We start from the raw sequence: 20,472 nt of genomic DNA, 5'->3' as shown, positions 1-20,472 counted from the left end.
GTTGACACCATGACGCGTGTCAACCCTAGTTGACGGTCAGCACGATCTTCCCGAACTGGTCACCCGACTCGAGCCGCTCGAACCCCTCGCGGGCGCGGTCCAGCGGCAGCACCTCGTCGATGACGGGGCGCACCCCCGTGGTCGCGCAGAACGCCAGCAGGTCCTCCAGCTCGTCCTTGGATCCCATGGTCGAGCCGACGACCTTCAGTTCCAGGAAGAAGATCCGGGTCAGCTCGGCGTGCGAGGGGCGGTCGCCGCTGGTGGCACCGGAGATGACCAGCGTGCCGCCGGGGCGCAGGGACTTGACGGAGTGCGACCAGGTGGCGGCCCCGACGGTCTCGATGACCGCGTCGACCCGGTTTGGCAGCCGCGCGCCCGGTTCGTACGCCTCGATCGCGCCGAGTTCGACGGCCCGCTTGCGCTTGGCCTCGTCTCGGCTGGTGGCGTAGATGCGCAGCCCGGCGGCCCGGCCGAGGACGATCGCGGCGGTCGCGACACCGCCGCCGGCGCCCTGCACCAGGACGGAGTCACCGGGCCGCACCCCGGCGTTGGTGAAGAGCATGCGGTACGCGGTCAGCCAGGCGGTGGGCAGACAGGCGGCCTGCTCGAAGGTGAGCTCCTTCGGCTTGGGCAGCACGTTCCAGCTGGGGACGGTGACCTGCTCGGCGAAGGTGCCCTGGTAGCGCTCGGTGAGGATGGAGCGGGGCTCGTCCGGGCCGACACCGTGCCCGGTCTGGCCGATGACGGAGTGCAGGACGACCTCGTTGCCGTCCTGGTCGATGCCCGCGGCGTCGCAGCCGAGGATCATCGGCAGCTTGTCCTCGGCGAGGCCGACGCCGCGCAGGGACCAGAGGTCGTGGTGGTTGAGGGAGGCGGCCCGGACGTTGACGGTGGTCCACCCTGGACGCGCCTCGGGAGCCGGGCGTTCGCCCAGCTCAAGGCCGTTGAGGGGGTGGTCGCGGTCGAGGCGGGATGCGTAGGCGGCGAACATGGGCCCGACGATAGGCGGGGCCGTGGCCGGGCGTAACCGGCTGCGGGTGTGACACGCACCGCGCGTGTTCAGGCCCCTCGGGCGGGAAGCCGGCCCCTGGGGGTCCCCCGGACGAAGTCTGGGGGAGCTTGCGGAGCGGGGGTCCGGGGCGGCGCCCCCGAAAAGGCGCCGCGCCCGAACCCCCGCCTCAGAACGTCAACGCCGAGCGACACCCTCCGCACGGGCCGCCGCGGCCACCGCGGCCGTCACGGCCGGGGCCACCCGCTCGTCGAACGGCGAGGGGATCACGTAGTCGGCGGCCAGCTCGTCGCCCACCACGTCGGCCAGCGCGTTCGCCGCGGCGATCTTCATGCCCTCGGTGATCCGCGACGCCCGAACCTGGAGCGCGCCCGCGAAGATGCCGGGGAACGCCAGCACGTTGTTGATCTGGTTCGGGTAGTCCGAACGCCCCGTCGCCACGACTGCCGCGTACTTGTGGGCGACGTCGGGGTGCACCTCGGGGTTCGGGTTCGCCATGGCGAAGACGAAGGCGCCGGGCGCCATCGAGGCGACGGCCGGCTCCGGGACCGTACCGCCGGAGACGCCGATGAAGATGTCCGCACCGGCGAGCGCGTCCGCCAGGGACCCCGAGATCCCCGCCTTGTTGGTGAGCTCGGCCAGCTCCCGCTTGACGTCGGTCAGGTCCTCGCGGTCCCGGCTGACGATGCCCTTGCGGTCGGCGACGGCGACATCGCCCAGACCCGCCTCCAGCAGGAACTTCGCGATGGCGACCCCGGCCGCACCCGCGCCCGAGATGACACCGCGCAGCTCGCCCAGGCTGCGCCCGGACAGCTTCGCGGCGTTGCGCAGGGCGGCGAGGGTGACCACGGCCGTGCCGTGCTGGTCGTCGTGGAAGACGGGGATGTCGAGCCGCTCCTGGAGCTTGCGCTCGATCTCGAAGCAGCGCGGCGCCGAGATGTCCTCCAGGTTCACGCCGCCGAAGGACGGGGCGAGCCGGACGACGGTCTCCACGATCTCGTCCGCGTCGGTGGTCGAGAGCGCGATCGGCACCGCGTCCACTCCGCCGAACTGCTTGAACAGGATCGCCTTGCCCTCCATCACGGGGAGGGAGGCCTCGGGGCCGATGTCGCCGAGACCGAGCACCGCGGTGCCGTCCGTCACGACGGCAACGACCTGGGACTTCCAGGTGTAGTCGTGGACGAGCTCGGGGTTCTCGGCGATCGCGCTGCACACCTTCGCCACGCCGGGCGTGTACGCGAGGGACAGGTCGTCCTTGTCCCGGATCGGGACGGTGGCCTGCACGGCCATCTTCCCGCCGCGGTGGAGCGCGAAGGCCGGATCGAACGGCTCGTCGGTGGCGCTGTCTGTATTGCTGTCGCTGCGAGGATTGACGATCTCCGCTGCCATGGTGTTGACCCCTTAAGTCTTCATCGTTTGAGGGTGGCCACTCCTGGTTGAGGAGGGGTGGGTGGGCACCGCGTACGTTCCCTGCGCTGGGCGATTGGTCCGCCCCGGCAGGGGGAGGTGCATACGCGCGGGCGCGCCGCACACGCGCCCTGAGCCCCGGATGAGGGGTGTAAACGTCCTTCTTACCGGACAGGCGTCACCGCAGACGAGTCGGTATGCCCACGGTGACGTGACTCATAGTGGGGCATACAGACAAGTCGGCCAGCCGACACGAAACCCACCCAGAGCAGGGCCAAGGCGGGGGATCTTCCGGCAGGAAGAAGCGATTCCAGGGAAAGGTCCGGCCTTGATGTGCCGGCCCGCTGGGTTCGGGGGTGTCCCGTTACCCGATTTTGACATGCGGTGCACCCTGATTGGGCTAATCCGAATGGCAAGATGCCGTAATCACACAAGACGGCGACATCCGACGCCGTGTGCCATTACCGCCTGGCAATTCCACCCTCACCTGCCGGAGGAACCCCGATCATGACCGCACGCACCATCCGTCGTACGACCGCGAAGTCCCGGATTGCCGCGGTCGGCGCCATCGCGGTCGCCGGCACCATGCTGCTGACCGCCTGTGGCGACCAGACCAAGAACAACGCCGACGACTCGGCCTCGGCGAAGACCAGCGACGGCGCGTCCGCGGCCGCCTCCCCCGCCGATCTCCTCCCCGCCGACATCAAGGCCAAGGGCGTCATCAAGGTCGGTTCGGACATCGCGTACCCGCCGGTCGAGTTCAAGGACGACTCCGGCAAGGTCGTCGGCATCGACCCCGACCTCGCGGCCGCGCTGGGCAAGGAACTGGGCGTGGAGTTCCAGTTCGAGAACGGCACCTTCGACACCCTGGTCACCGGTCTGCGCGCCAAGCGCTACAACCTCGTGATGTCGGCGATGACCGACTCCAAGGAGCGCCAGGAGGGCATCGACCCGGAGACCGGCAAGAAGGTCGGCGAGGGCGTCGACTTCATCGACTACTTCACCGCCGGTGTCTCGATCTACACCAAGAAGGGCGACGACCAGGGGATCAAGACCTGGGCCGACCTCTGCGGCAAGAAGATCGCGGTCCAGCGCAACACCGTCTCGAACGACCTGGCCAAGGCCGAGTCCAAGAAGTGCACCGGCGGCAAGAAGATCGCCATCGAGGCGTTCGACAACGACCTCGAGGCCCAGACCCGGCTGCGCTCCGGCGGTGCCGACGCAGGGTCGTCCGACTTCCCGGTGGCGGCGTACGCGGTGAAGACCTCGGGCGGCGGCAAGGACTTCCAGATCGTCGGCGACCAGGTCGAGGCGGCCCCGTACGGCATCGCCGTCGCCAAGGGCAACGACGAGCTCACCGCGGCCGTCAAGGCGGCCATGGACGCGATCATCAAGTCCGGCGAGTACGAGAAGATCATCGCCAAGTGGGGCGTGGAGGCCGGCGCGGTCACCGAGGCCAAGCTGAACAGCGGATCGTGACCCGACCCGGCACTGAAGGGCATCAGCCGTGATTGACATCGAAAAGTCGGACCCGGACGACCTGCCACCCGCATCCACCGCACCGGCGGCGGGGCCGGTGGCGATCAAGGCCATCCCGGTCCGGCACTACGGCCGGTACGTCGCGGCCGTGGTCGCCATCGCCGCGCTCGTCGCGATCATCTACGCCTTCAGCCAGGGCAAGATCAACTGGGGTGCGGTCCCGGAGTACTTCTTCGACGACCGCATCATCGACGGGGTCGGTCAGACCCTGCTGCTGACGTCCCTGTCGATGGTGATCGGCGTGGTCGGCGGCATCCTGCTGTCCGTCATGCGCCTGTCGAAGAACCCGGTGACGTCGTCGATCGCGTGGTTCTACATCTGGTTCTTCCGCGGTACACCGGTCCTGGTCCAGCTCTTCGTCTGGTTCAACCTGGGTCTGGTCTTCGAGTACATCAACCTCGGGCCGATCTACAAGGACTACTGGTCGAGCTTCATGACGCCGCTGCTGACGGCGCTGCTCGGGCTGGGGCTCAACGAGGCCGCGTACATGGCGGAGATCTGCCGGGCCGGTCTGCTCTCGGTCGACGAGGGCCAGACGGAGGCGTCCCACGCGCTGGGCATGAGCCACGGCAAGACGCTGCGGCGCATCGTGATCCCGCAGGCCATGCGGGTGATCGTGCCGCCGACCGGCAACGAGGTCATCAACATGCTGAAGACCACGTCGCTGGTGGCGGCCGTGCAGTTCTACGAGCTCTTCAAGAACGCCCAGGACATCGGACAGTCCTCCGGATCCCCGGTGGAGATGTACTTCCTCGCCGCGGCCTGGTATCTGATCATGACCTCGGTACTGAGCGTCGGGCAGTACTACCTCGAGCGGTACTACGCCCGTGGCTCCAGCCGCAGTCTGCCGCCCACACCTATGCAGAAGGTCCGGGCCAGTCTGCTGTCGCTGGGCCGCCCGAAGGGAGGCATGGCATGACCGCCATGGTGAAGGCCGAGGGCGTCCACAAGTCCTTCGGCGCCGCGCACATCCTCAAGGGCATCGACCTGGAGGTCGCCCCGCGCGAGGTCTTCTGTCTGATCGGCCCGTCCGGTTCCGGCAAGTCGACCTTCCTGCGGTGCATCAACCACCTGGAGCAGATCAGCGCCGGCCGGCTGTCCGTCGACGGCGAGCTGGTGGGCTACCGCCAGAAGGGCGACAAGCTCTACGAGCTCAAGGACAGCGAGGTGGCCCTGAAGCGCCGGGACATCGGCATGGTCTTCCAGCGCTTCAACCTGTTCCCCCACATGACGGCGATCGAGAACGTCATGGAGGCCCCCGTCCAGGTCAAGGGCGAGTCCAGGGCGGTCGCCCGGGCCCGCGCGGAACGGCTCCTGGACCGGGTCGGCCTGTCCGACAAGGCGAAGAACTACCCCTCGCAGCTCTCCGGTGGACAGCAGCAGCGGGTGGCCATCGCCCGCGCGCTGGCCATGGAACCGAAGCTGATGCTCTTCGACGAGCCCACATCGGCGCTCGACCCCGAGCTGGTGGGCGACGTGCTCGACGTCATGCGCGGTCTCGCCGAGGACGGCATGACGATGATCGTCGTCACCCATGAGATGGGCTTCGCCCGCGAGGTCGGCGACGCGCTGGTCTTCATGGATGACGGCGTGGTGGTCGAGTCGGGCCACCCGCGCGACGTCCTGACCAACCCGCAGCACGACCGGACGAAGTCGTTCCTGTCCAAGGTCCTGTAGGGCCACAGCGGCTGACACACGCGAGGGCGGTACGGACCCTGTCGGTCCGTACCGCCCTCGCGCGCGTATCCGCTACTTCCGCACCAGCAGCTCCGGGCGGAGCATCAGCGTGCGCAGCTGCGCACGGGTGAGCGGCGGGGTCCTGAGCAGAGGCCCCTGTGCGGTGCCGGCTTCGAAGCCGGTGCTGTCCCGCATGACCAGTTGGCCGCCGTCCTTGAGCGAGAGCCGGGCCACGAGCTCCGGCCCCCACTGGGGTGTGCCGCCGTCCCCGTAGTTCATCGAGTCGCTCCAGATCGTCAGTTCGCTGCCGTCCGGGAGCTTCTCGCTGACACAGTCCGTACGGTGCGGCTCCCCGGTACGGGTCTTGCACAGGTCGGTGTCCCGGGGGCCGCCCCCGAGCTTCTTCTCCAGCGTCTTCGCGTCCATGAGCCCGATGACGAGGTAGCCGACCCCGCCGTCCCTGCGGACCGAGTACTGGCCGTCCAGCGGCCCGTACAGATGCTCCTTGGCCTGCTCCGGCGTCGCCTGCTTGATGATGACGGCCAGCGAGACCTGCTCGACCGAGCCGACACCGGCGGGCAGCAGCTTGATCAGCTTCCCGGCCCGCGCGCTGTTGCCGACGGGCTTGGCCGGGGCCGCCACCGACGAGGTCTGCGGGGTCCGCTCCGCGGCGATTCCGGGTACCACGAACGCGCCCGCCGCGACCGCACACACCGCCGCGGCCGACACCGCGGCCACCCGGCGCCTGCGCACCCGGGCCGCCCTCGCGTAGACCACCTCGGTGCTGATGACCGGCTGCCCCGCGTCCTCGGCGGCCCGCCCCAGCAGCTCACGCACGTCGTTCATACCAGTTCCTCCACCATCTCGGCGCGCAGCGCCGCCAACCCCCGAGCCGCGTGGCTCTTGACCGTGTTCTCCCGCATCCCGAGCAGTTCGGCCGTGGCCTCGACGCTCAGGTCCTCCCAGTAGCGCAGCACCAGTACGGCCCGCTGCCTGGGCGTGAGCCGGGCGAGTGCCGCCCGTACCGCAAGGCCGGTGTCCGGATCGGGCGCATGGACCGCCCGTTCGGGCAGTTCGCCGTACGACTGCTCACGCCGCCAGAACCGGCGGCGAGCCGCGATGAAGGTGTTGACCAGGGTCTTGCGCGCGTACGCCTCGATGTTGTCGAGCCGCCCGTGCCGCCGTCCGCCGAGCACCACCTTGACCAGCGTCGCCTGGACCAGGTCCTCGGCCTCGTGCCGGTCGCCGCAGAGCAGATACGCGCTGCGGAACAGTGCGGTGCGTCTGCTCTCGACGAAGGCGTGCAGCGCGGCGTCGTCATCGCTCCGCATCGTCAGCGTCCCTCCCCCCGGTCCGCAGGCGCGGACCGTCTCACCCTTCCAGTGCGGTGGGGCGCAGGGCGGGTTGCAGGAGTCGGCCGGAAAAGTTGGCGGGGCGGCACGGACCGTCGCCCGTACCGCCCCGCCCCGCATGGTGCCGCTACTTCACCGCGAGCACCAGACTGTCCGACGGCGAGGACCAGACGGGCCGCGCCTCGGCGAACCCCGCGGCGCGCAGGGTGTCCGCATGCCATGCCGCGGACGGCATGTCGCCGTCCGCGTGCTCGCCGTAGATCGCGAACCTTTCGGCGGTCGGCCCGGCGAGTACCGGATCCTCGGCGGCCAGTGCCCACCACTGCGCCCAGTCCAGGACACCGGCGGCCTTCGCCCGGTCCATGCCGGCGTGCCGGTGGGCGCGTTCGGCGGCGTTGATCCGGGGAGTCCCCGTCTCGATCATGCGGTCGGCGTTCATGAACACGCCGCCGTCCCGTACGAGGCCGCCGATCTGCCCGTAGAGGGTGGTGAGCGGCTCGCTGTGCAGCCAGTGCAGCGCGGTGGCGGTGAGTACGGCGTCGTACGAGCCGTGGGGCAGCCGTTCCGTCCACCGCGGGTCCTTGAGGTCGGCGGTCACGAAGGTGACACGCTCGTCGCCGGCGAAGGAGCCGCGGGCGATGGCCAGCAGCGCGGGGTCGAGGTCGACGCCGGTGCTGGTGGCCTTCGGGAACCGTCGCAGCAGCCTGTCCGTAATACTTCCCGTACCGCACGCGAGGTCGAGCACCCGCGGTTCGGGGCCGGTGAAGGCCTCGACCATGTCGAGCATCACCCGGAAGCGTTCCTCGCGGTCCGGCATGTACCACTCCTGCTGCCGGTCCCAGCTCGCTTGCCAGGCGTTCCAATCGGTACCCCGTGCAGTCTCCGTCACCCGAAACCCTCCATGTAATACCCTGTACCCAACAAAGCCCATTACTTCATCGCGCATCGACTTTAGACCGACGCCGTAAGGACTACAAGTGGAACTGGCCTATTACTCGGACTACGCCGTGCGCCTGGTCAACACCGAGGAGCCGGCCCGCAACAAGGACGCCCTCACCTCGGTCGACGCGGTGCGCGAGCTCTTCGGCGCCAACGGACAGGCGGCTCGGCGGGCGACCGACGCGGACGTGACCCGCTTCCGGTCCGTACGGGCCCGGCTGCGCGCGGTCTTCGAGGCGGCCGACGGCGGCGACGAGACGCTCGCGGTCGATCTGCTCAACTCACTGCTGCTGGAGTTCCCGGTCAGCCCGCAGATCTCCGGCCATGACTTCCGGGACGCGGACGGCAAGCCGGACTGGCACATGCATCTCGCCGACCACCCGTCCAACGCCACGGCGGGCTACACCGCGATCGCCGCGATGGGCCTCGCCTTCCACCTGACCTCGTACGGCGTGGACCGGCTGGGCCTGTGCGAGGCGGCACCATGCCGCAACGCCTACCTCGACACCTCGACCAACCGCTCCCGCCGCTACTGCTCGGACCGCTGCGCGACCCGCGCCAACGTGGCCGCCTACCGGGCCCGCAAGCGCCTGGAGACGGAACGGGCCGCCGAGACCGGCCGCAGCGCCGAGACGGCCCAGCCCAGCACGCCGCGCACCGAGCGCTGATCCTTCGTCAGCGGCCGGTACCTGGCCCGGACCCTGGCCAGCACGAGCTCCTCGGGCACGGTCCCGTAGTCCGTGCTGTCCCCGCCCGCGAAGCTGTTGTCGGCCAGCACCCACCAGCCACCGGACCGCCGCTCCACGGCCCGCTTGACCACCAGCAGATCCTGCTGGAACGGATGCCGCAGAATCACCACGTCACCGGGGCGCACCGGCGCCCCGTACTGCACGAGCAGCCAGTCCCCGTGGTGGAGCGTGGGCACCATCGAAGGGCCCGTCACCTCCACCACCTGGAACGGCACTCGCGCCGCCAGCCCCCGTCCGGGCTGCTCATCGGTCAGCTCCGGCACCTCCGGCACCTCCCGCATCTCTCCGGCACCTCCCCGGTCCGTCCAGTACACCGTCCCCCACAGGGTTCCGTACATTCGGCCACTGGTCCCATCCTCACCCTGGACTTTTGGCCTAAGCCCATGGGGGCACCCGCTAAATCAGGCTTCTCACGGAGTAATGTCCCACCTGAGAAGACGATCACGAGGAAGGACAGCCCCATGCTTTCCCGCCTGTTTGCCCCCAAGGTGAAGGTCAGCGCCCACTGCGACCTCCCCTGCGGCGTGTACGACCCGGCCCAGGCCCGCATCGAGGCGGAGTCCGTCAAGGCCGTCCAGGAGAAGTACCAGGCCAACGAGGACCCGCACTTCCGGGCCCGCGCGGTGGTCATCAAGGAGCAGCGCGCCGAGCTCGCCAAGCACCACGTCTCGGTGCTGTGGAGCGACTACTTCAAGCCCCCGCACTTCGAGAAGTACCCGGAGCTGCACCAGCTGGTCAACGACGCCCTCAAGGCGCTGTCGGCCGCGAAGGCCTCCACGGACCCGGCCACGGGCCAGAAGGCGCTCGACCTGATCGCCGAGATCGACAAGATCTTCTGGGAGACCAAGAAGGCTTGATCTCCGGTTGGGCCGCATGAAGGCGATATCGCAGGTCGCGTCGCCTACTTGACCGCACCCGGTCCGCGGGGCGCCGATGACGGCGCCCCGTTGGGCCGGGTGCGGTTTTTTCCTGGCCCGCTTCACGCATGGAGAACGCGCTCCGCCACCTCCCGGACGATGCCGGCCAGGGTGTCGGGAGCGGTGAGGTGCGCGATGTGCCCCTCGCCCGGGAGCGTGACGATGCGCGCGTCCGGCAGGTTGCCGCCAGGTCGGCCAGGCGCTCGCGCAGGTGGGCGGGGCTGAGGCCGCCCTCGAGCAAGGTCGTCGGCGTTTCGAGGGTCGCGAAGCGGTCGATGCCGACGCCGAGGGCGTCGAGCGCCTCGTCGTCCGCGATCTGCGCCGGCGCGCAGGCGGCGAAGGCCGCTCGTACACGCGCGTCGGCGAACATCTCGTCGACCGTGTTCGCAGGCATGCGGACGATGTCACGCATGTGGATGCGCATCGCCTCGACGGGATCGCCCGCGTCGAGCGCAGAGCGGGCCCGTACTCCGGCCGGCCCTGCGAGCAGTTCCCGCGTGGGCATCGGAGGTTCGTAGAGGAACAGTCCGGCGAACGCCGTCGGGTCGAGCAGCGCGGCCTCCAGCGCGGCGACGGCACCCGAGGAATGCCCCACGAGCAGAACCGGGGAGCCGAGAAGTTCTGCCACGGCGACGATGTCGGCGGCCTCGGTGGCCATCGAGTGAGGCAGGACGATGTCCGCACCGGGGGCGTAGATCCGCCGGTGGATCCTGACGACGCGGAAGTCGTCGGTCAGACGGCGCGTGACGCCGTCCCAGGTTGCCGCGTCGCTGCCGCCCGGATGCACCACGAGCAGGGCCGGCCCGGATCCCTCGTCGAGCGCGGTGACGGTTCAGAAGTCATCGGACACTGCGCGAAGTTCGGTCATGGGCCAAGCGTGTACGTACCGTCCGACATCGCGCCGACAGACGGCCGACGCCCCCGACAGGGCGGGCCCGGACCCGTCACCGGGATCACGCGGGCGGCCGGGTCCCGGACGCGAAGGCGAGGATGCCGTCGGCCGCTTCGCCGAGGCTCGCGAAGTGACGGTGCACGCCCTCCACCGCGGACGGGGTGTTGACCCCCCACACCGTCATGCCGGCTCGCAGTCCCGACTGCACCCCGGACGGTGCGTCCTCGATGACCAGACAGTCCTGCGGCTTCGCACCGAGCCGCTCGGCAGCCAGCAGATACGGAACGGGCGAGGGCTTGCCCTCGTCGACGGAGGCGGCATCCACGATGACCTCCGGGACCGGCAGGCCCGTCCGGGCGAAGCGTCCGCGTACCCGGTGCTCGTAGTTCGACGTCACCAGCGCCCACCGTCCGGGGGGCAGGGCGTGCAGCAGCCCGGACGCACCGTCGTACGCCGCATATACGCCGGAGCGCACGTCCTCGTCCTCGAGGGCATGCAGTGCGGCCAGGCACTCCCGCGGGTCGCGGTCCGGAGCGACGCGGGCGAACGTCTCCATCGGCCGCGTCCGCAGCGCCACCCGATGGACCTCGTCGGGGTCCAGCGCGTGCCGCTCCGCCCACGCCCGCCACACCATGCGCTGGTTGTCCAGGGCGTCGATCAGCGTGCCGTCGACATCGAACAGGACGTGCTTCTTGGCTTCGGGCCGCGCGGGTTCGCCGATCATGCCTTGATCATGTCATCGGCGGGTTTCGCCTCCCGAGAGGCCCTGGCCCAGGTGGACCAGGGCGGTGACGGCGAGCAGGGCATGCCCCAGGAGGGGCACGATCGCCGTCGCCTGGAAGACGGCGAGCGATGGGCTGCGGCGCTGGCCGGCGGCGACGCGCTCGACGAGGCGGCCGCCGACCGCGCCGCCGAAGCCGCGGTCGCGGCTGCGAAGGCCGGTACGTACGTGATCCGAGCCGGCCGCCTCACCCGCGGGGGTTGTCCGTCAGCCCGCCCGCAGCCGGGCCGCCCAGGGGTGGCCGGCGCCCTCGGCCAGGGTGATCGTCTCGGTCAGCCAGGCGCGCTGGTCGTCGCCGAGTACGGGCAGCGCGGCCTCGAAGTCCTGCTCGTCCTTGGGCCGGCGGGACCTGGACTTGTAGAGGAGCTGAACCTCGGGAGCGAGGTAGGGAACGCCGTCCCCGGAAATCCTGCCGAGCCGGTCCAGCGGGAGGCGGATCCTCGGGTCACGGCGGAACACCCAGTCGCCGTCCTCCGAGTCGTCGAGCATGAACTGCACGCGCCACGGTTCGCCCGCGCCCGGCCGGCACCAGATGTCGTGGACCTGCGACGGCAGGATCTCGCCGGGGAGCCAGGGCCGCAGGGTGCCGGGCGGATCGGCGGCCCACCACTGCCCGTCCGGCAGGACCCGCTGGACGGCGAGCTGGTCATGGCGCAACAGGAGTACGTCGATGTCGCCGTGGTCCCGGTAGGCGCGGCCCACGGCCAGCTCGACCGCGTACCCGCCCGCGATCCACCACGGCGTACGCAGCGGGGAGAGCAGGCGCACGGCATCGGCGAGGGACATCGGGTCCCAGGGGCCCCAGGGGGTTTCCGTGCGCATCGGCCGTCAGCCCGGGGTGAGGAGGTGGCGGTAGCTGTTCGGATGCTCGCGGAGGTACGTGGCCAGGTTCATGGCCGGCCTGCCGGTGAGCCTCGGCACGGCGTCCGAGACCGTCGCCATCTCCCCCGCCGCGATGGCCTCGTACGACGTCACCCAGCCGGCCACCTCCCAGTCCGGTGCGCCGTAACCGGACCGTGAGGCGTAGGCCTCCTCCCGGGTCTCCGGCACGTAGGTGACGGTCCGTCCGGTGACCCGGCTCAGCTCCTCGGCGGCCTCGGCGAGGGTGAACGCCTCGGGCCCGGTCAGGTCGTACGTCTGCCCGTCGTGCGTCGGGCCGGTGGGGTCGGCGCCGGCCAGCAGGACCGCGGTCGCCGCGTCTGCGATGTCCTCGTGGGCCACCGCCGCGACCCTGCCCTCGCCGGCCGGTCCGCGCAGCACGCCGTCGGTGCCGGTCATCGCCGGGAGGCCTGCCAGGTACCAGCTGTCACGCAGGAAGGTGTGCCGGACGCCGGAGACCCGGATGTGGGCCTCGGTGTCCCAGTGGTCGCGGGCGAAGGTGAACGTCGCGTCGGGTGCGGCGCCGAGGAAGGAGACGTACACGATCCGTTCGACGCCTGCCGCGACCGCCGCGTCCACGGCCGTCGTGTGCTCGTGCACCCGGTCCGGGCTCTCGTGTGCCGAGACGAGGAAGAGGGTGTGCGCCCCGGCCAGGGCACGGCGCATGGCCTCCCCGTCGCCGTAGGGGGCTGCCGGTGCGGTGTCGGCGCCGGGGAGTTCGGGCAGCCGGGAGGGGTCGCGGCCGAGGAGCCGTACGGGGACGCCCGCCCGGGTCAGCCGCTTCGCGACGCGGCCGCCGAGCGCGCCGCTCGCACCGGTGACGGCGGTGAGCGGGCCGTTCGTGACGGCTTCGGGATCCTGCGTGCGGTCTGTGGGGTTCATGAGGGGTTGCCTTCCTTGTGCGGCCAGGGGCGCACCTCCACGACCGCCTCGACCGGAACCGGTCCGTAGATGTGCGGGAACTCCTCGCCGCCGGGCGGGAGCGACTCGTACCGCACGGGCGCGGGGAGCCGATCGGTGTCGATGACGAGCACCACCAGGTCCTGGTCACCGGCCCCGGCCCGGCTCCCGGCGCCGTACAGCAGCTCGGCCACGCCGGCGAGCTGGTGCGGCAGCGAGCAGTGGATGAAACCTTCTTCGTGCAGGGTGCGGCCGCGGGTGGACATCTCGTACGTCCCGATCCCGCGGGCCGCCTCCCACAACGGACGTTCGGTCAGGTGCAGCAGTTCGGCCATGGGCCAAAACTAGCCGCGCCGGCGCGCTCTCCGGGCCATCAGCGTGGCCGCCGATCCAGCGACCAGCAGGGCGGCCGCGATCCCGCCGATCACCCATTCACCGCCGCGCGAACCCGTGTCCGGGAGCTGTCCGCCGGGGTGGGGCGGGCCGGGCGGCCAGCTGTGCGTCGGCGTGGGGTGCGGGGCCGGTGTCGATACCGAGGGGGACGGGGAAGGGGCCGGGGACTCGTCGCTCGGCGAGGGGGTCGGCGACGGGGACTCGCCCGTCGGGGAGGGGGACGGCGACTCGTCCGTCGGGGAAGGGGTCGGGGTGGGGGACTCGTCCGTCGGCGACGGCGACGGGGACGGCTCCTCGCCGCAGTCCGGCAGATCACCGTCGAACGGATAGGCGTGCAGCTCCTGGCCGCCCGACTCCCCCTCCGAGGTGTGGGTCAGTGAACCGGCGCTGTAGAAGCGCCCGTTGGTGCCGCTCATCGCGAGAGTCGCCATGCTGGACTGCTGCCCGATCAGCACGCTGCCCTGGAACTGTCCGGTGCCCTTCAGCCCGATCGCGGTCGCGTCCGGGAAGTTCCACATCAGGTGCTCGCGGAGTCCCGACTGGGGCAGCGAGCCCATGTACGTACTGATGTTGCGCGTACTGCCGTAGACGTTGACCAGCACGGTCGCACCGTCCGGAACACCGTTGAAGACGATGCCCTGCTGACCACCGGCGGCCGTGGCCATATCGGCGTCCACCGCGAAGACCTGGAGGGCCGAGGTTCCGTCGCCGGTGAAGACGGTCTCGGAGCCGCTGTTCCGCGTCGTCCCGGTCGTCGGCCGCCGGTGGTCCTCGTTGTCGTCGTACGCGTAGCAGTGGCTGGCCGCCGTCAGCTGGTCGCGCAGCGCGGTGTACGGATCGGTGGCGTCCGCGTCGTGGACCGGGGCGGGGATCACCGTGCCGGTGAGACCCTGGGCGTAGCGCACCACCCCGTGGTTGTCCCCCTCCTCGGCGAGGAGTCGCTTCCCGCTCTGGACGGTCAGGTCACCGCCCACCGTCAGGTAGTCGGAACCGTTGGGTGGCGGCACCCGTGATCCCACGCCGGCGACACCGACGTTGTAGATCTCGGAGGCGCCGTCCCGCTTCGTCATGTCGAACCGCCCGAGGGTGGCGATCTTGCCCTCGGCCTCCGCGGCGGCCTCCCTGACCAGGTAGTCGCCACCGACGAAGATATTGATGTTGCTGTCGTGGTAGGTGACGGGACCGCTGTTCGAATCCGGCCAGGTGGGAGGACAGTTGTTCCCGAGGCACGGACCGAGACCGCCGGGCAGCGGGTCGGCGGCCGCGGTGGGGGCGAAGGCCCCCACCATGGCTGCCGCCGTCGCCGCTGTCACCGCCACGCGGTGCTTTTTGCCGATTCTGCGCTCTCTTGTTCCCATATAGCGCAATATGCAGCTTTATTGGTTATTCATTGGTCATGCCACGCCGGTCGGTCGGTGCGCATCCGCCGACTGCCGTCGGCCGGATGCCGCCCTTCCGGCGCAGCCGCCGTCAGCCCGCCAGCAGCTTCGCCTCGGTCACCGGGTCGACGCCCTTGAGCGGCCGGTCGGTGCGCTGCGGCGCCGTACCGCCGATGTCGCACAGCCAGGCCCAGGTGTCGGCGACGGTCTCCTCGACCGGCCGGCAGCGCAGCCCCGCTCCGTACGCCCGGCCGACATCGCCCTGGTGGAGGGTGTCGTACAGCTCCCCCGGCGGCAGCCAGACCGGCAGGTCCGTCCAGGGCTCGACGCCCGCCGCGAGGATCCGGTCGGCGTCGGTCCAGCGCAGCTCGGCATCGGAACCGGTGGCGCGCACGCAGGCGTTCAGCAGCCCGCCCATCGTGGTGTGCCCGGGACGGCTGACCAGGTTGTACGGGCCGTGCAGCCCCTTCGCGGAGGCATCCAGCAGCCATTCGGCGAGGTCGCGGACGTCGATGTACTGCAGGTCCAGGTCCGGCGTGCCGGGTGCGAGCACGGGACCACCGCGGGCGATCCGCGTCAGCCACCACGGCAGCCGGCCGACGTTCTCCCAGGGACCGATGATCAACCCGGCGCGGGCGAGGAGCGCCCGGTCCCCGAAGGCGTCCAGCGCGGCCAGTTCACCGCCGCGCTTGGCCAGGGCGTACGAGACGTCGCCACCGGCGTCCGGCGAGGCGCCCTCCACCAGCGGACCGTCCTCGGACAGGCCCGCCGGTGCCGGGTAGTCGTACACCGACCGACTGGAGACGTACGTGTAGCGCGCAGCCCGGCCGGACAGCAGCCGGACCGCGTCCCGTACGGCCGAGGGCGCGCCGCTCCAGGTGTCGACCACCAGGTCCCAGGTGCAGCTTCCGTCGTTCGGTTCCGCGACCCCGGCCAGCGCGGCGAGGCCGCCCTCCGCAGTGCGGTCGCCGAGCAGTTCGGCCACTCCGGGCGGTGGTGCGTGACGGCCACGGTGGAACACCGTGACCTCCCAGCCGCGTGCCAGCGCGGCCTCGGTGACGGCCCTGCCGACAAATTCCGTACCACCCAATATCAGAAGCCTCATGCCCCGACTCTGCCCGCTCGCAGCCCGGCCCGGAACGGTCCTCGCTCTCGGCTGAATCGCTCCGCGGCGGCGCGGCGTACCGGAGTGAGCCCCTCAGCACCCGGGGCGGCTCCGCGCTCGGGGCGGCTCCGCGCTCAGGACCGGGCGAGCGGGCTGCGGTGGCGCAGCAGCCACTGGTGGTAGCCGGACGCCCGCTGGGCCGCCTCCCGGTAGGCGGCCTCCAGTTCGCCGTACACCACCGTCATGTCGGCGCCCGGCCGGGAGACCAGGAGCAGCCGGACGGCGAGCGGGTCGTCGCGCAGCGGGCGGATCGCCATGTCCTCGCGCGGGCCCGAGGTGGGCTGGCAGGGTGCCACCGCCTCACCGAGGACGACGAGTGAGGCAGCGGTGAGGTAGTCACCGTGCAGCACGGTCGGCGCGACGCCGGCGGCGCCGAACACCCGGCGCAGACCGTCCCATTCGCCGTCCACCGAGGGGTCGACCATCCACCGGTCGGCGGCCAGGTCGGCCAGGTCGACGACGGGCAGCGCGGCCGCCGGATGATCACGGGCCATGGAGATGAACTGCGGTTCACGGTCCAGCAGAACGCGCTGCTCCAGGCCGTCCGGAACGGACAGCGGGCAGCCCTCCACCTCGTGCACGAAGGCGACGTCGAGCCGGTCCGCCCCGACCGAGCGCAACAGTGCGCGGGCCGACACGTCGGACCCGTAGCGAGATGTCCGTACCGGGCAGCTGGAGCCGCAGTCTGCGCAGCCAGCCACCGATGACCCGGCTGGCGGTACAGCCGATCCGGAGTTGCGGCCCGTCGGCCCGGGCGGCTTCCGCCTCCGCCTTCGCGTCGGTGACCAGCGCACTCATGCCGTCGACGAGAGGGCGGGCCCTGCTGAGGACGGCGCTGCCCAGCAGGGTGGGGCGGCAGCCGGTGCGTTCACGGCTGAACAGTTCGGCGCCCAGCGCGTTCTCGATCCGGCGCAGCTGGGTGGTGAGCGAGGGCTGGCTGACGCCCAGCCTGCGGGCCGCCCGGCGCAGGCTGCCGGTGTCGGCGATGGCGCACAGCGCCCTGAGGTGCCTCACCTCAAGCTCCATACTGCCGAGAGTAGGGCTGCGGAGTCCTGCCGCACCAGACGCCAGAACCCCATCAAATGACGCCAATTCAGCCGGTGTTGGGGCGGCGTGCATCTCCTGTGCGCTCGTGGGGTCCGGGCGGGCGATAACGCGGGGCTATCGCCAGTTGGCATCATCCGCACGGAGCCACGTTCCCCGACACTCGCTGCGTACCGCCCCCGTCCGCGTCCGCTGACCGGACGGGTCCCCCCTGGCAGGTAATCGGCAGGAGACCCCCCATGAGACACCCCAGGACCGTCATGTCGGCCGTGATCGGCCTCGGCTTCGGCCTCGCCGCCGCACTGGGCACCGCACCCGCGATCGCCTCCGCCGTCCCGGCGCCGGCCGCTCCCCCCACATCCGCCTCCACCGTCCACTCCGCATACGCCTCGCACGCCGGATCGCACGAAAGCGCCGCCGCCAACAAGGCGTTCTTCGAGGCGGTGGCGAAGTCGGTGGCCGAGAAGCGGGCCGCCCACCCGGGCGTTCAGGCCGTCACCATCGTCTACAGCGCCGCCAATGCGCCGAGTTTCCGCTCGGAGATAGCCAACAGCGCGCAGATCTGGAACGGCTCGGTCTCCAACGTCCGGCTGCAGGAGGGCTCCAACGCCGACTTCTCGTACTACGAGGGCAACGACCCGAGTGGCTCGTACGCGAGCACCGACGGGCACGGCAACGGCTACATCTTCCTCGACTACGCGCAGAACCAGCAGTACGACTCCACCCGCGTCACGACCCACGAGACCGGGCACGTCCTCGGCCTGCCGGACCACTACTCGGGCCCGTGCAGCGAGCTGATGTCGGGCGGGGGCCCCGGCCCCTCGTGCACCAATCCGTATCCGGACTCCAATGAGCGCAGCGAGGTGAACTACCTCTGGCAGAACGGCTTCGCGGCCGCGCTGGCCCGTAGCGGTTCCTGACCGCGCTCACCCGTAGCGGTTCCCGACCGCGCTCACCCGCAGCGGTTCCCGACCGCGCTCACCCGCAGCGGTTCCCGACCGCGCCGCGAAGGGCCACCTCGCAGGACGGGGTGGCCCTTCGCGGGCACGGGGGGGGCGGCGCACCCGTCATCCGGCGGCGAGCTCACTTCGGACCAGGGCCAGCAGTTCGTCCTCCGTCATCCCGAGCTCACGCGCCTCGCCGACCATCTCGCGCACCCGCTCCAGCAGCCTGGCGCGGTGCGGGGAGGCGCCGTCGGCGACGACCGCGCCGCGGCCGCGGCGCAGCTCGATCAGCCCTTCCTCGCGCAGCCGCTGGTAGCCGCGCAGTGCCGTGTGCACATTCACGCCGAGCGATTCGGCGAGGACCCGGGCGGCGGGCAGCCGTTCACCGGGGGCCACCGCGCCGTCGGCGACGGCGCGGCGCACACAGGCCGCGATCTGGTCCCCGAGTGGCACGGTGGAGGTGGGGTCGACCCGGAAGAGCATGATCAGCGCCCCGTTCGGCGCTGGTCGATCAGGGTGTTGAGGAGCGCGGCAGCGGTCTTCGAGTCATCGACCGTCACCGCGAAGTCGCGGCCGTCGGCCAACCGCGCCACGATCCCCTCACCGGAACGGATCATGACGCCGGTGCGTCCCGGACGGATCCGGTATCCCCAGCCCCCGTACTCGGCGAGCGGTCTGATGTCCCGGCTGACCGCCGCCTCGATCCGGTCGAGCGGAACGTGGACGCGCGGCCACGGCAGCATCCCGGAGACGGTGATCCCGCGCCGGTCCACGGTCACGTACGGACGGGCGAAGCTCACGAGGAGCAGCCCGACCAGAAGGGCCGGAACCGCGACGATCCAGCCCGTGGTGAACAGCAGGGCGACCGCTCCCCCGCAGGCCAGGACCGCCAACGGCAGCAGCCATCGGTTCCCGGCGCTGCGCGCCCACCCCGCGACCTCCCCGGCGGCCAGCGCGATCCGTTCCCCGTCCGCGCCCGTACCGTCCGCCGACGGCCGCACCGGTGCGGGAAGGAGCGCGGCGAGCAGCAGCCCCAGACCGCATGCGAGTGCGGCAACCCCCAGTGCAGCGGCCAGGTGCCACATCGGGAACGAGACGTCCTGGGCGCGGCCCTGCGCGTCCTGGGCGGCGTCCACGTTGACGAGCAGGACCACCGCCATCAGGTAGCCCAAGAACCCGGCGACGGCATATCCACTGGCGACCGCCCTGCTGAGCGCCGGACCGTGGAAACCTCCCTTGGCGGTCATCAGGGTCCACAGCGCGCCGATGCCGACGAGCAGCACCGTGGTGACGACGACGTACGAGGTCCGGCTCGCATGGTCGTCCACCTGGCCGTTGCCCACGAAGTGGCTGGCCAGCTGTGCGGGCAGACGGTCACGGCGCGTAGCGAAAAGGATCAGGTCGACGGCGAGGGCAAGCAGGAACGGCAGAGCGGCGAGAGCCGCGCGGCCGGCGTTCTTCCGGTTCATCAAAACCTCCATTGTTCGCATGCTAGTAGAACAATGGAGGTGGGGCAACGCGATGCCGCGGTGACAGCGAGGAACCGGCCCGACGGTGTCGCGCCGTCAGGCCGGTTCGGGGGTATCGGGTGGGCCGATTGGTGAGAGCAGCGAGCGCCGGGGCTCGCGTCTCGTCGGTGTGCCGTCAGGCCGTCTCGAGGGGGAACGCGCCGCGGTGGCCGGTTCCCGCGCCCGCGTCCGGGCGCGGCTCGAACTCGGGGCAGCTCCATACCTCCTGGACGAATCCGCTGCGCCGGTCCCACAGGTCGAGGACGTCGTCCTCGCCGGCCGCTCCGCGGTAGGCCTCCTTGGCCCCCCGGAAGCAGGCGAGACCGCCGGAGAGCCCGCGGCCGGGTGCCGGGAAGTAGTCCGAGAAGGCGCACGCGATGCACGTCTGAAGCCGGATCCCGGGCGGGAGGGACCGCTGGACGGTGGCGAGCGCGGCCCCGAAGTCACTCTCCGCACGGTGGGACCGGAAGGCGGCACCGCCGTACCGCAGCTCCAGGTAGAGATAGGGGTCGGGCCTGCGCAGCGACAACAGGCAGCTCAGCGTGGCCTGCTGGACGGCGCCGTCCGCGGTGACGGGGAACGGCAGGTCCCATTCGAGGACGCAGTCGTTGAGCACCCCGTCCGCGAGGGCGAACATCCCGCTCTCCGGCGGCATGCCCGCCACCGGGCACAGGGCGTCGAAGCTCTCGCCCTCGAAATCGACGCCCCTGATACGAAGGCGGAGTTGCTGTCCGTCGGTGGTGAGGATGACGGCATCGGAGCCCTGTCGGTCCCGGTACCACCCTGCCCACGACTCATCTGTCATGGGCAGGGACTGTAGCCCGTGGCTCGGACACTCCCCGTGCCGCCCTCCACTTCATCGCCCGGCCCCTGTGACCTCGACCGATCCCCGATCCGTCCCTGCCTCTCCCCGCCCGCCTCGAACCGGATCATTCCTGGTGGTGTGATGCCTCCGCCGCCCGCGCCGCGCCGCCTCCGTCACCTGCGCCGCGTCGCCT

At 71.0% G+C, this 20,472-nt stretch carries 22 protein-coding genes and 1 pseudogene; 6 read left to right on the top strand and 17 right to left on the bottom strand.

Features of this window, described 5'->3' with window-relative positions:
• Nucleotides 1-25 precede the first annotated feature (25 nt).
• Both SH922_RS27050 and SH922_RS27045 read right to left on the bottom strand, forming a co-directional pair.
• Complete coding sequence (locus SH922_RS27050; RefSeq protein WP_393060428.1) at nucleotides 26-991, bottom strand: zinc-binding dehydrogenase; 966 nt, start codon at nucleotides 989-991, stop codon at nucleotides 26-28.
• Nucleotides 992-1,186: 195 nt separating this feature from the next.
• Complete coding sequence (locus SH922_RS27045) at nucleotides 1,187-2,398, bottom strand: NADP-dependent malic enzyme (RefSeq protein WP_393060427.1); 1,212 nt, start codon at nucleotides 2,396-2,398, stop codon at nucleotides 1,187-1,189.
• Between the two features lie 525 nt (nucleotides 2,399-2,923).
• Here SH922_RS27045 and SH922_RS27040 point away from each other — a divergent pair.
• From SH922_RS27040 to SH922_RS27030, 3 genes are read left to right on the top strand one after another with little or no spacing between them, the layout of a single operon-like run.
• Nucleotides 2,924-3,895 (top strand): ABC transporter substrate-binding protein, encoded by a 972-nt coding sequence (locus SH922_RS27040; RefSeq protein WP_393060426.1) that lies wholly within the window; start codon nucleotides 2,924-2,926, stop codon nucleotides 3,893-3,895.
• Between the two features lie 28 nt (nucleotides 3,896-3,923).
• Entirely contained in the window at nucleotides 3,924-4,874 is a 951-nt protein-coding gene (locus tag SH922_RS27035) for an amino acid ABC transporter permease (protein WP_393060425.1), read from the top strand.
• The gene (locus tag SH922_RS27030) at nucleotides 4,871-5,632 is read left to right on the top strand and encodes an amino acid ABC transporter ATP-binding protein (RefSeq protein WP_306071637.1); all 762 of its coding nucleotides are present in this window, start codon (nucleotides 4,871-4,873) and stop codon (nucleotides 5,630-5,632) included. The genes SH922_RS27035 and SH922_RS27030 overlap by 4 nt, the downstream gene beginning before the upstream one ends.
• A gap of 72 nt (nucleotides 5,633-5,704) precedes the next feature.
• Here SH922_RS27030 and SH922_RS27025 read toward each other — a convergent pair whose 3' ends face one another.
• The 3 genes from SH922_RS27025 to SH922_RS27015 form a co-directional block, all read right to left on the bottom strand.
• A complete protein-coding gene (locus SH922_RS27025; RefSeq protein ID WP_393060424.1) occupies nucleotides 5,705-6,478 on the bottom strand; it encodes a hypothetical protein in 774 nt (257 codons plus the stop codon).
• Entirely contained in the window at nucleotides 6,475-6,963 is a 489-nt protein-coding gene (locus SH922_RS27020) for a SigE family RNA polymerase sigma factor (protein ID WP_385276275.1), read from the bottom strand. The genes SH922_RS27025 and SH922_RS27020 overlap by 4 nt, the downstream gene beginning before the upstream one ends.
• A gap of 148 nt (nucleotides 6,964-7,111) precedes the next feature.
• Nucleotides 7,112-7,915 carry a class I SAM-dependent methyltransferase gene (locus SH922_RS27015; protein ID WP_393063702.1) on the bottom strand — a complete coding sequence of 268 codons (804 nt, stop codon included), beginning with the start codon at nucleotides 7,913-7,915 and terminating at the stop codon, nucleotides 7,112-7,114.
• Nucleotides 7,916-7,961: 46 nt separating this feature from the next.
• On the opposite strand from SH922_RS27015, the gene SH922_RS27010 reads away from it, so the two are divergent.
• Entirely contained in the window at nucleotides 7,962-8,591 is a 630-nt protein-coding gene (locus tag SH922_RS27010) for a CGNR zinc finger domain-containing protein (RefSeq protein WP_393060423.1), read from the top strand.
• Here SH922_RS27010 and sodX read toward each other — a convergent pair.
• Entirely contained in the window at nucleotides 8,495-8,953 is a 459-nt protein-coding gene (sodX, locus tag SH922_RS27005; RefSeq protein WP_393063701.1) for a nickel-type superoxide dismutase maturation protease, read from the bottom strand. The genes SH922_RS27010 and sodX overlap by 97 nt on opposite strands.
• A gap of 180 nt (nucleotides 8,954-9,133) precedes the next feature.
• Here sodX and sodN point away from each other — a divergent pair, with 180 nt between their 5' ends.
• Nucleotides 9,134-9,529: a superoxide dismutase, Ni gene (gene sodN / locus SH922_RS27000; RefSeq protein ID WP_145765547.1), complete on the top strand. Its 396-nt coding sequence runs from the start codon at nucleotides 9,134-9,136 to the stop codon at nucleotides 9,527-9,529.
• Here sodN and SH922_RS26995 read toward each other — a convergent pair.
• The 8 genes and pseudogenes from SH922_RS26995 to SH922_RS26960 form a co-directional block, all read right to left on the bottom strand.
• On the bottom strand, nucleotides 9,420-10,379 hold the full coding sequence (locus SH922_RS26995; RefSeq protein WP_393060422.1) for an alpha/beta fold hydrolase: 960 nt from the start codon (nucleotides 10,377-10,379) through the stop codon (nucleotides 9,420-9,422). The genes sodN and SH922_RS26995 overlap by 110 nt on opposite strands.
• 163 nt (nucleotides 10,380-10,542) lie before the next feature.
• Entirely contained in the window at nucleotides 10,543-11,205 is a 663-nt protein-coding gene (locus SH922_RS26990; protein ID WP_393060421.1) for an HAD-IA family hydrolase, read from the bottom strand.
• Between the two features lie 264 nt (nucleotides 11,206-11,469).
• On the bottom strand, nucleotides 11,470-12,084 hold the full coding sequence (locus SH922_RS26985; protein WP_393060420.1) for a nucleotidyltransferase domain-containing protein: 615 nt from the start codon (nucleotides 12,082-12,084) through the stop codon (nucleotides 11,470-11,472).
• A gap of 6 nt (nucleotides 12,085-12,090) precedes the next feature.
• Complete coding sequence (locus SH922_RS26980; protein WP_393060419.1) at nucleotides 12,091-13,023, bottom strand: SDR family oxidoreductase; 933 nt, start codon at nucleotides 13,021-13,023, stop codon at nucleotides 12,091-12,093.
• On the bottom strand, nucleotides 13,020-13,376 hold the full coding sequence (locus SH922_RS26975; protein ID WP_330829433.1) for a DUF952 domain-containing protein: 357 nt from the start codon (nucleotides 13,374-13,376) through the stop codon (nucleotides 13,020-13,022). Before SH922_RS26975 ends, SH922_RS26980 begins: the two co-directional genes overlap by 4 nt.
• Before the next feature lie 9 nt (nucleotides 13,377-13,385).
• Complete coding sequence (locus SH922_RS26970; protein WP_393060418.1) at nucleotides 13,386-14,792, bottom strand: choice-of-anchor A family protein; 1,407 nt, start codon at nucleotides 14,790-14,792, stop codon at nucleotides 13,386-13,388.
• 112 nt (nucleotides 14,793-14,904) lie between these two features.
• Nucleotides 14,905-15,918 carry an NAD-dependent epimerase/dehydratase family protein gene (locus tag SH922_RS26965; protein ID WP_393060417.1) on the bottom strand — a complete coding sequence of 338 codons (1,014 nt, stop codon included), beginning with the start codon at nucleotides 15,916-15,918 and terminating at the stop codon, nucleotides 14,905-14,907.
• Nucleotides 15,919-16,052: 134 nt separating this feature from the next.
• Nucleotides 16,053-17,004: pseudogene (locus SH922_RS26960) on the bottom strand (LysR family transcriptional regulator).
• A 257-nt stretch (nucleotides 17,005-17,261) separates the two neighbouring features.
• Here SH922_RS26960 and snpA point away from each other — a divergent pair.
• Complete coding sequence (gene snpA, locus SH922_RS26955; RefSeq protein ID WP_393060416.1) at nucleotides 17,262-17,942, top strand: snapalysin; 681 nt, start codon at nucleotides 17,262-17,264, stop codon at nucleotides 17,940-17,942.
• 147 nt (nucleotides 17,943-18,089) lie between these two features.
• On the opposite strand, the gene SH922_RS26950 is transcribed toward snpA, so the two are convergent.
• The 3 genes from SH922_RS26950 to SH922_RS26940 form a co-directional block, all read right to left on the bottom strand.
• Nucleotides 18,090-18,449 (bottom strand): GntR family transcriptional regulator, encoded by a 360-nt coding sequence (locus SH922_RS26950; RefSeq protein ID WP_393060415.1) that lies wholly within the window; start codon nucleotides 18,447-18,449, stop codon nucleotides 18,090-18,092.
• 2 nt (nucleotides 18,450-18,451) lie between these two features.
• Nucleotides 18,452-19,435 (bottom strand): DUF1648 domain-containing protein, encoded by a 984-nt coding sequence (locus SH922_RS26945; protein ID WP_393060414.1) that lies wholly within the window; start codon nucleotides 19,433-19,435, stop codon nucleotides 18,452-18,454.
• Nucleotides 19,436-19,610: 175 nt separating this feature from the next.
• The gene (locus SH922_RS26940; RefSeq protein ID WP_393060413.1) at nucleotides 19,611-20,279 is read right to left on the bottom strand and encodes a DUF6304 family protein; all 669 of its coding nucleotides are present in this window, start codon (nucleotides 20,277-20,279) and stop codon (nucleotides 19,611-19,613) included.
• Between the last annotated feature and the right edge of the window lie 193 nt (nucleotides 20,280-20,472).

The sequence above is a fragment of the Streptomyces sp. LN549 genome, from assembly GCF_043203805.1.
Lineage (GTDB): Bacteria > Actinomycetota > Actinomycetes > Streptomycetales > Streptomycetaceae > Streptomyces.
This window is presented reverse-complemented; position numbering and strand designations above follow the sequence as displayed.

Bases quoted from the DNA above. Each gene is read 5' to 3' on its own strand.
- SH922_RS26990 (WP_393060421.1), bottom strand. From the start codon at position 11,205: ATGATCGGCGAACCCGCGCGGCCCGAAGCCAAGAAGCACGTCCTGTTC.
- SH922_RS27045 (WP_393060427.1), bottom strand. From the start codon at position 2,398: ATGGCAGCGGAGATCGTCAATCCTCGCAGCGACAGCAATACAGACAGC.
- SH922_RS26950 (WP_393060415.1), bottom strand. From the start codon at position 18,449: ATGCTCTTCCGGGTCGACCCCACCTCCACCGTGCCACTCGGGGACCAG.
- sodN (WP_145765547.1), top strand. From the start codon at position 9,134: ATGCTTTCCCGCCTGTTTGCCCCCAAGGTGAAGGTCAGCGCCCACTGC.
- SH922_RS27030 (WP_306071637.1), top strand. From the start codon at position 4,871: ATGACCGCCATGGTGAAGGCCGAGGGCGTCCACAAGTCCTTCGGCGCC.
- SH922_RS27015 (WP_393063702.1), bottom strand. From the start codon at position 7,915: ATGGGCTTTGTTGGGTACAGGGTATTACATGGAGGGTTTCGGGTGACG.
- SH922_RS26980 (WP_393060419.1), bottom strand. From the start codon at position 13,023: ATGAACCCCACAGACCGCACGCAGGATCCCGAAGCCGTCACGAACGGC.
- snpA (WP_393060416.1), top strand. From the start codon at position 17,262: ATGAGACACCCCAGGACCGTCATGTCGGCCGTGATCGGCCTCGGCTTC.
- SH922_RS27040 (WP_393060426.1), top strand. From the start codon at position 2,924: ATGACCGCACGCACCATCCGTCGTACGACCGCGAAGTCCCGGATTGCC.
- SH922_RS27025 (WP_393060424.1), bottom strand. From the start codon at position 6,478: ATGAACGACGTGCGTGAGCTGCTGGGGCGGGCCGCCGAGGACGCGGGG.
- SH922_RS26975 (WP_330829433.1), bottom strand. From the start codon at position 13,376: ATGGCCGAACTGCTGCACCTGACCGAACGTCCGTTGTGGGAGGCGGCC.
- SH922_RS27050 (WP_393060428.1), bottom strand. From the start codon at position 991: ATGTTCGCCGCCTACGCATCCCGCCTCGACCGCGACCACCCCCTCAAC.
- SH922_RS26945 (WP_393060414.1), bottom strand. From the start codon at position 19,435: ATGAACCGGAAGAACGCCGGCCGCGCGGCTCTCGCCGCTCTGCCGTTC.
- SH922_RS26970 (WP_393060418.1), bottom strand. From the start codon at position 14,792: ATGGGAACAAGAGAGCGCAGAATCGGCAAAAAGCACCGCGTGGCGGTG.
- SH922_RS26985 (WP_393060420.1), bottom strand. From the start codon at position 12,084: ATGCGCACGGAAACCCCCTGGGGCCCCTGGGACCCGATGTCCCTCGCC.
- SH922_RS26940 (WP_393060413.1), bottom strand. From the start codon at position 20,279: ATGACAGATGAGTCGTGGGCAGGGTGGTACCGGGACCGACAGGGCTCC.
- sodX (WP_393063701.1), bottom strand. From the start codon at position 8,953: ATGCGGGAGGTGCCGGAGGTGCCGGAGCTGACCGATGAGCAGCCCGGA.
- SH922_RS27020 (WP_385276275.1), bottom strand. From the start codon at position 6,963: ATGCGGAGCGATGACGACGCCGCGCTGCACGCCTTCGTCGAGAGCAGA.
- SH922_RS26965 (WP_393060417.1), bottom strand. From the start codon at position 15,918: ATGAGGCTTCTGATATTGGGTGGTACGGAATTTGTCGGCAGGGCCGTC.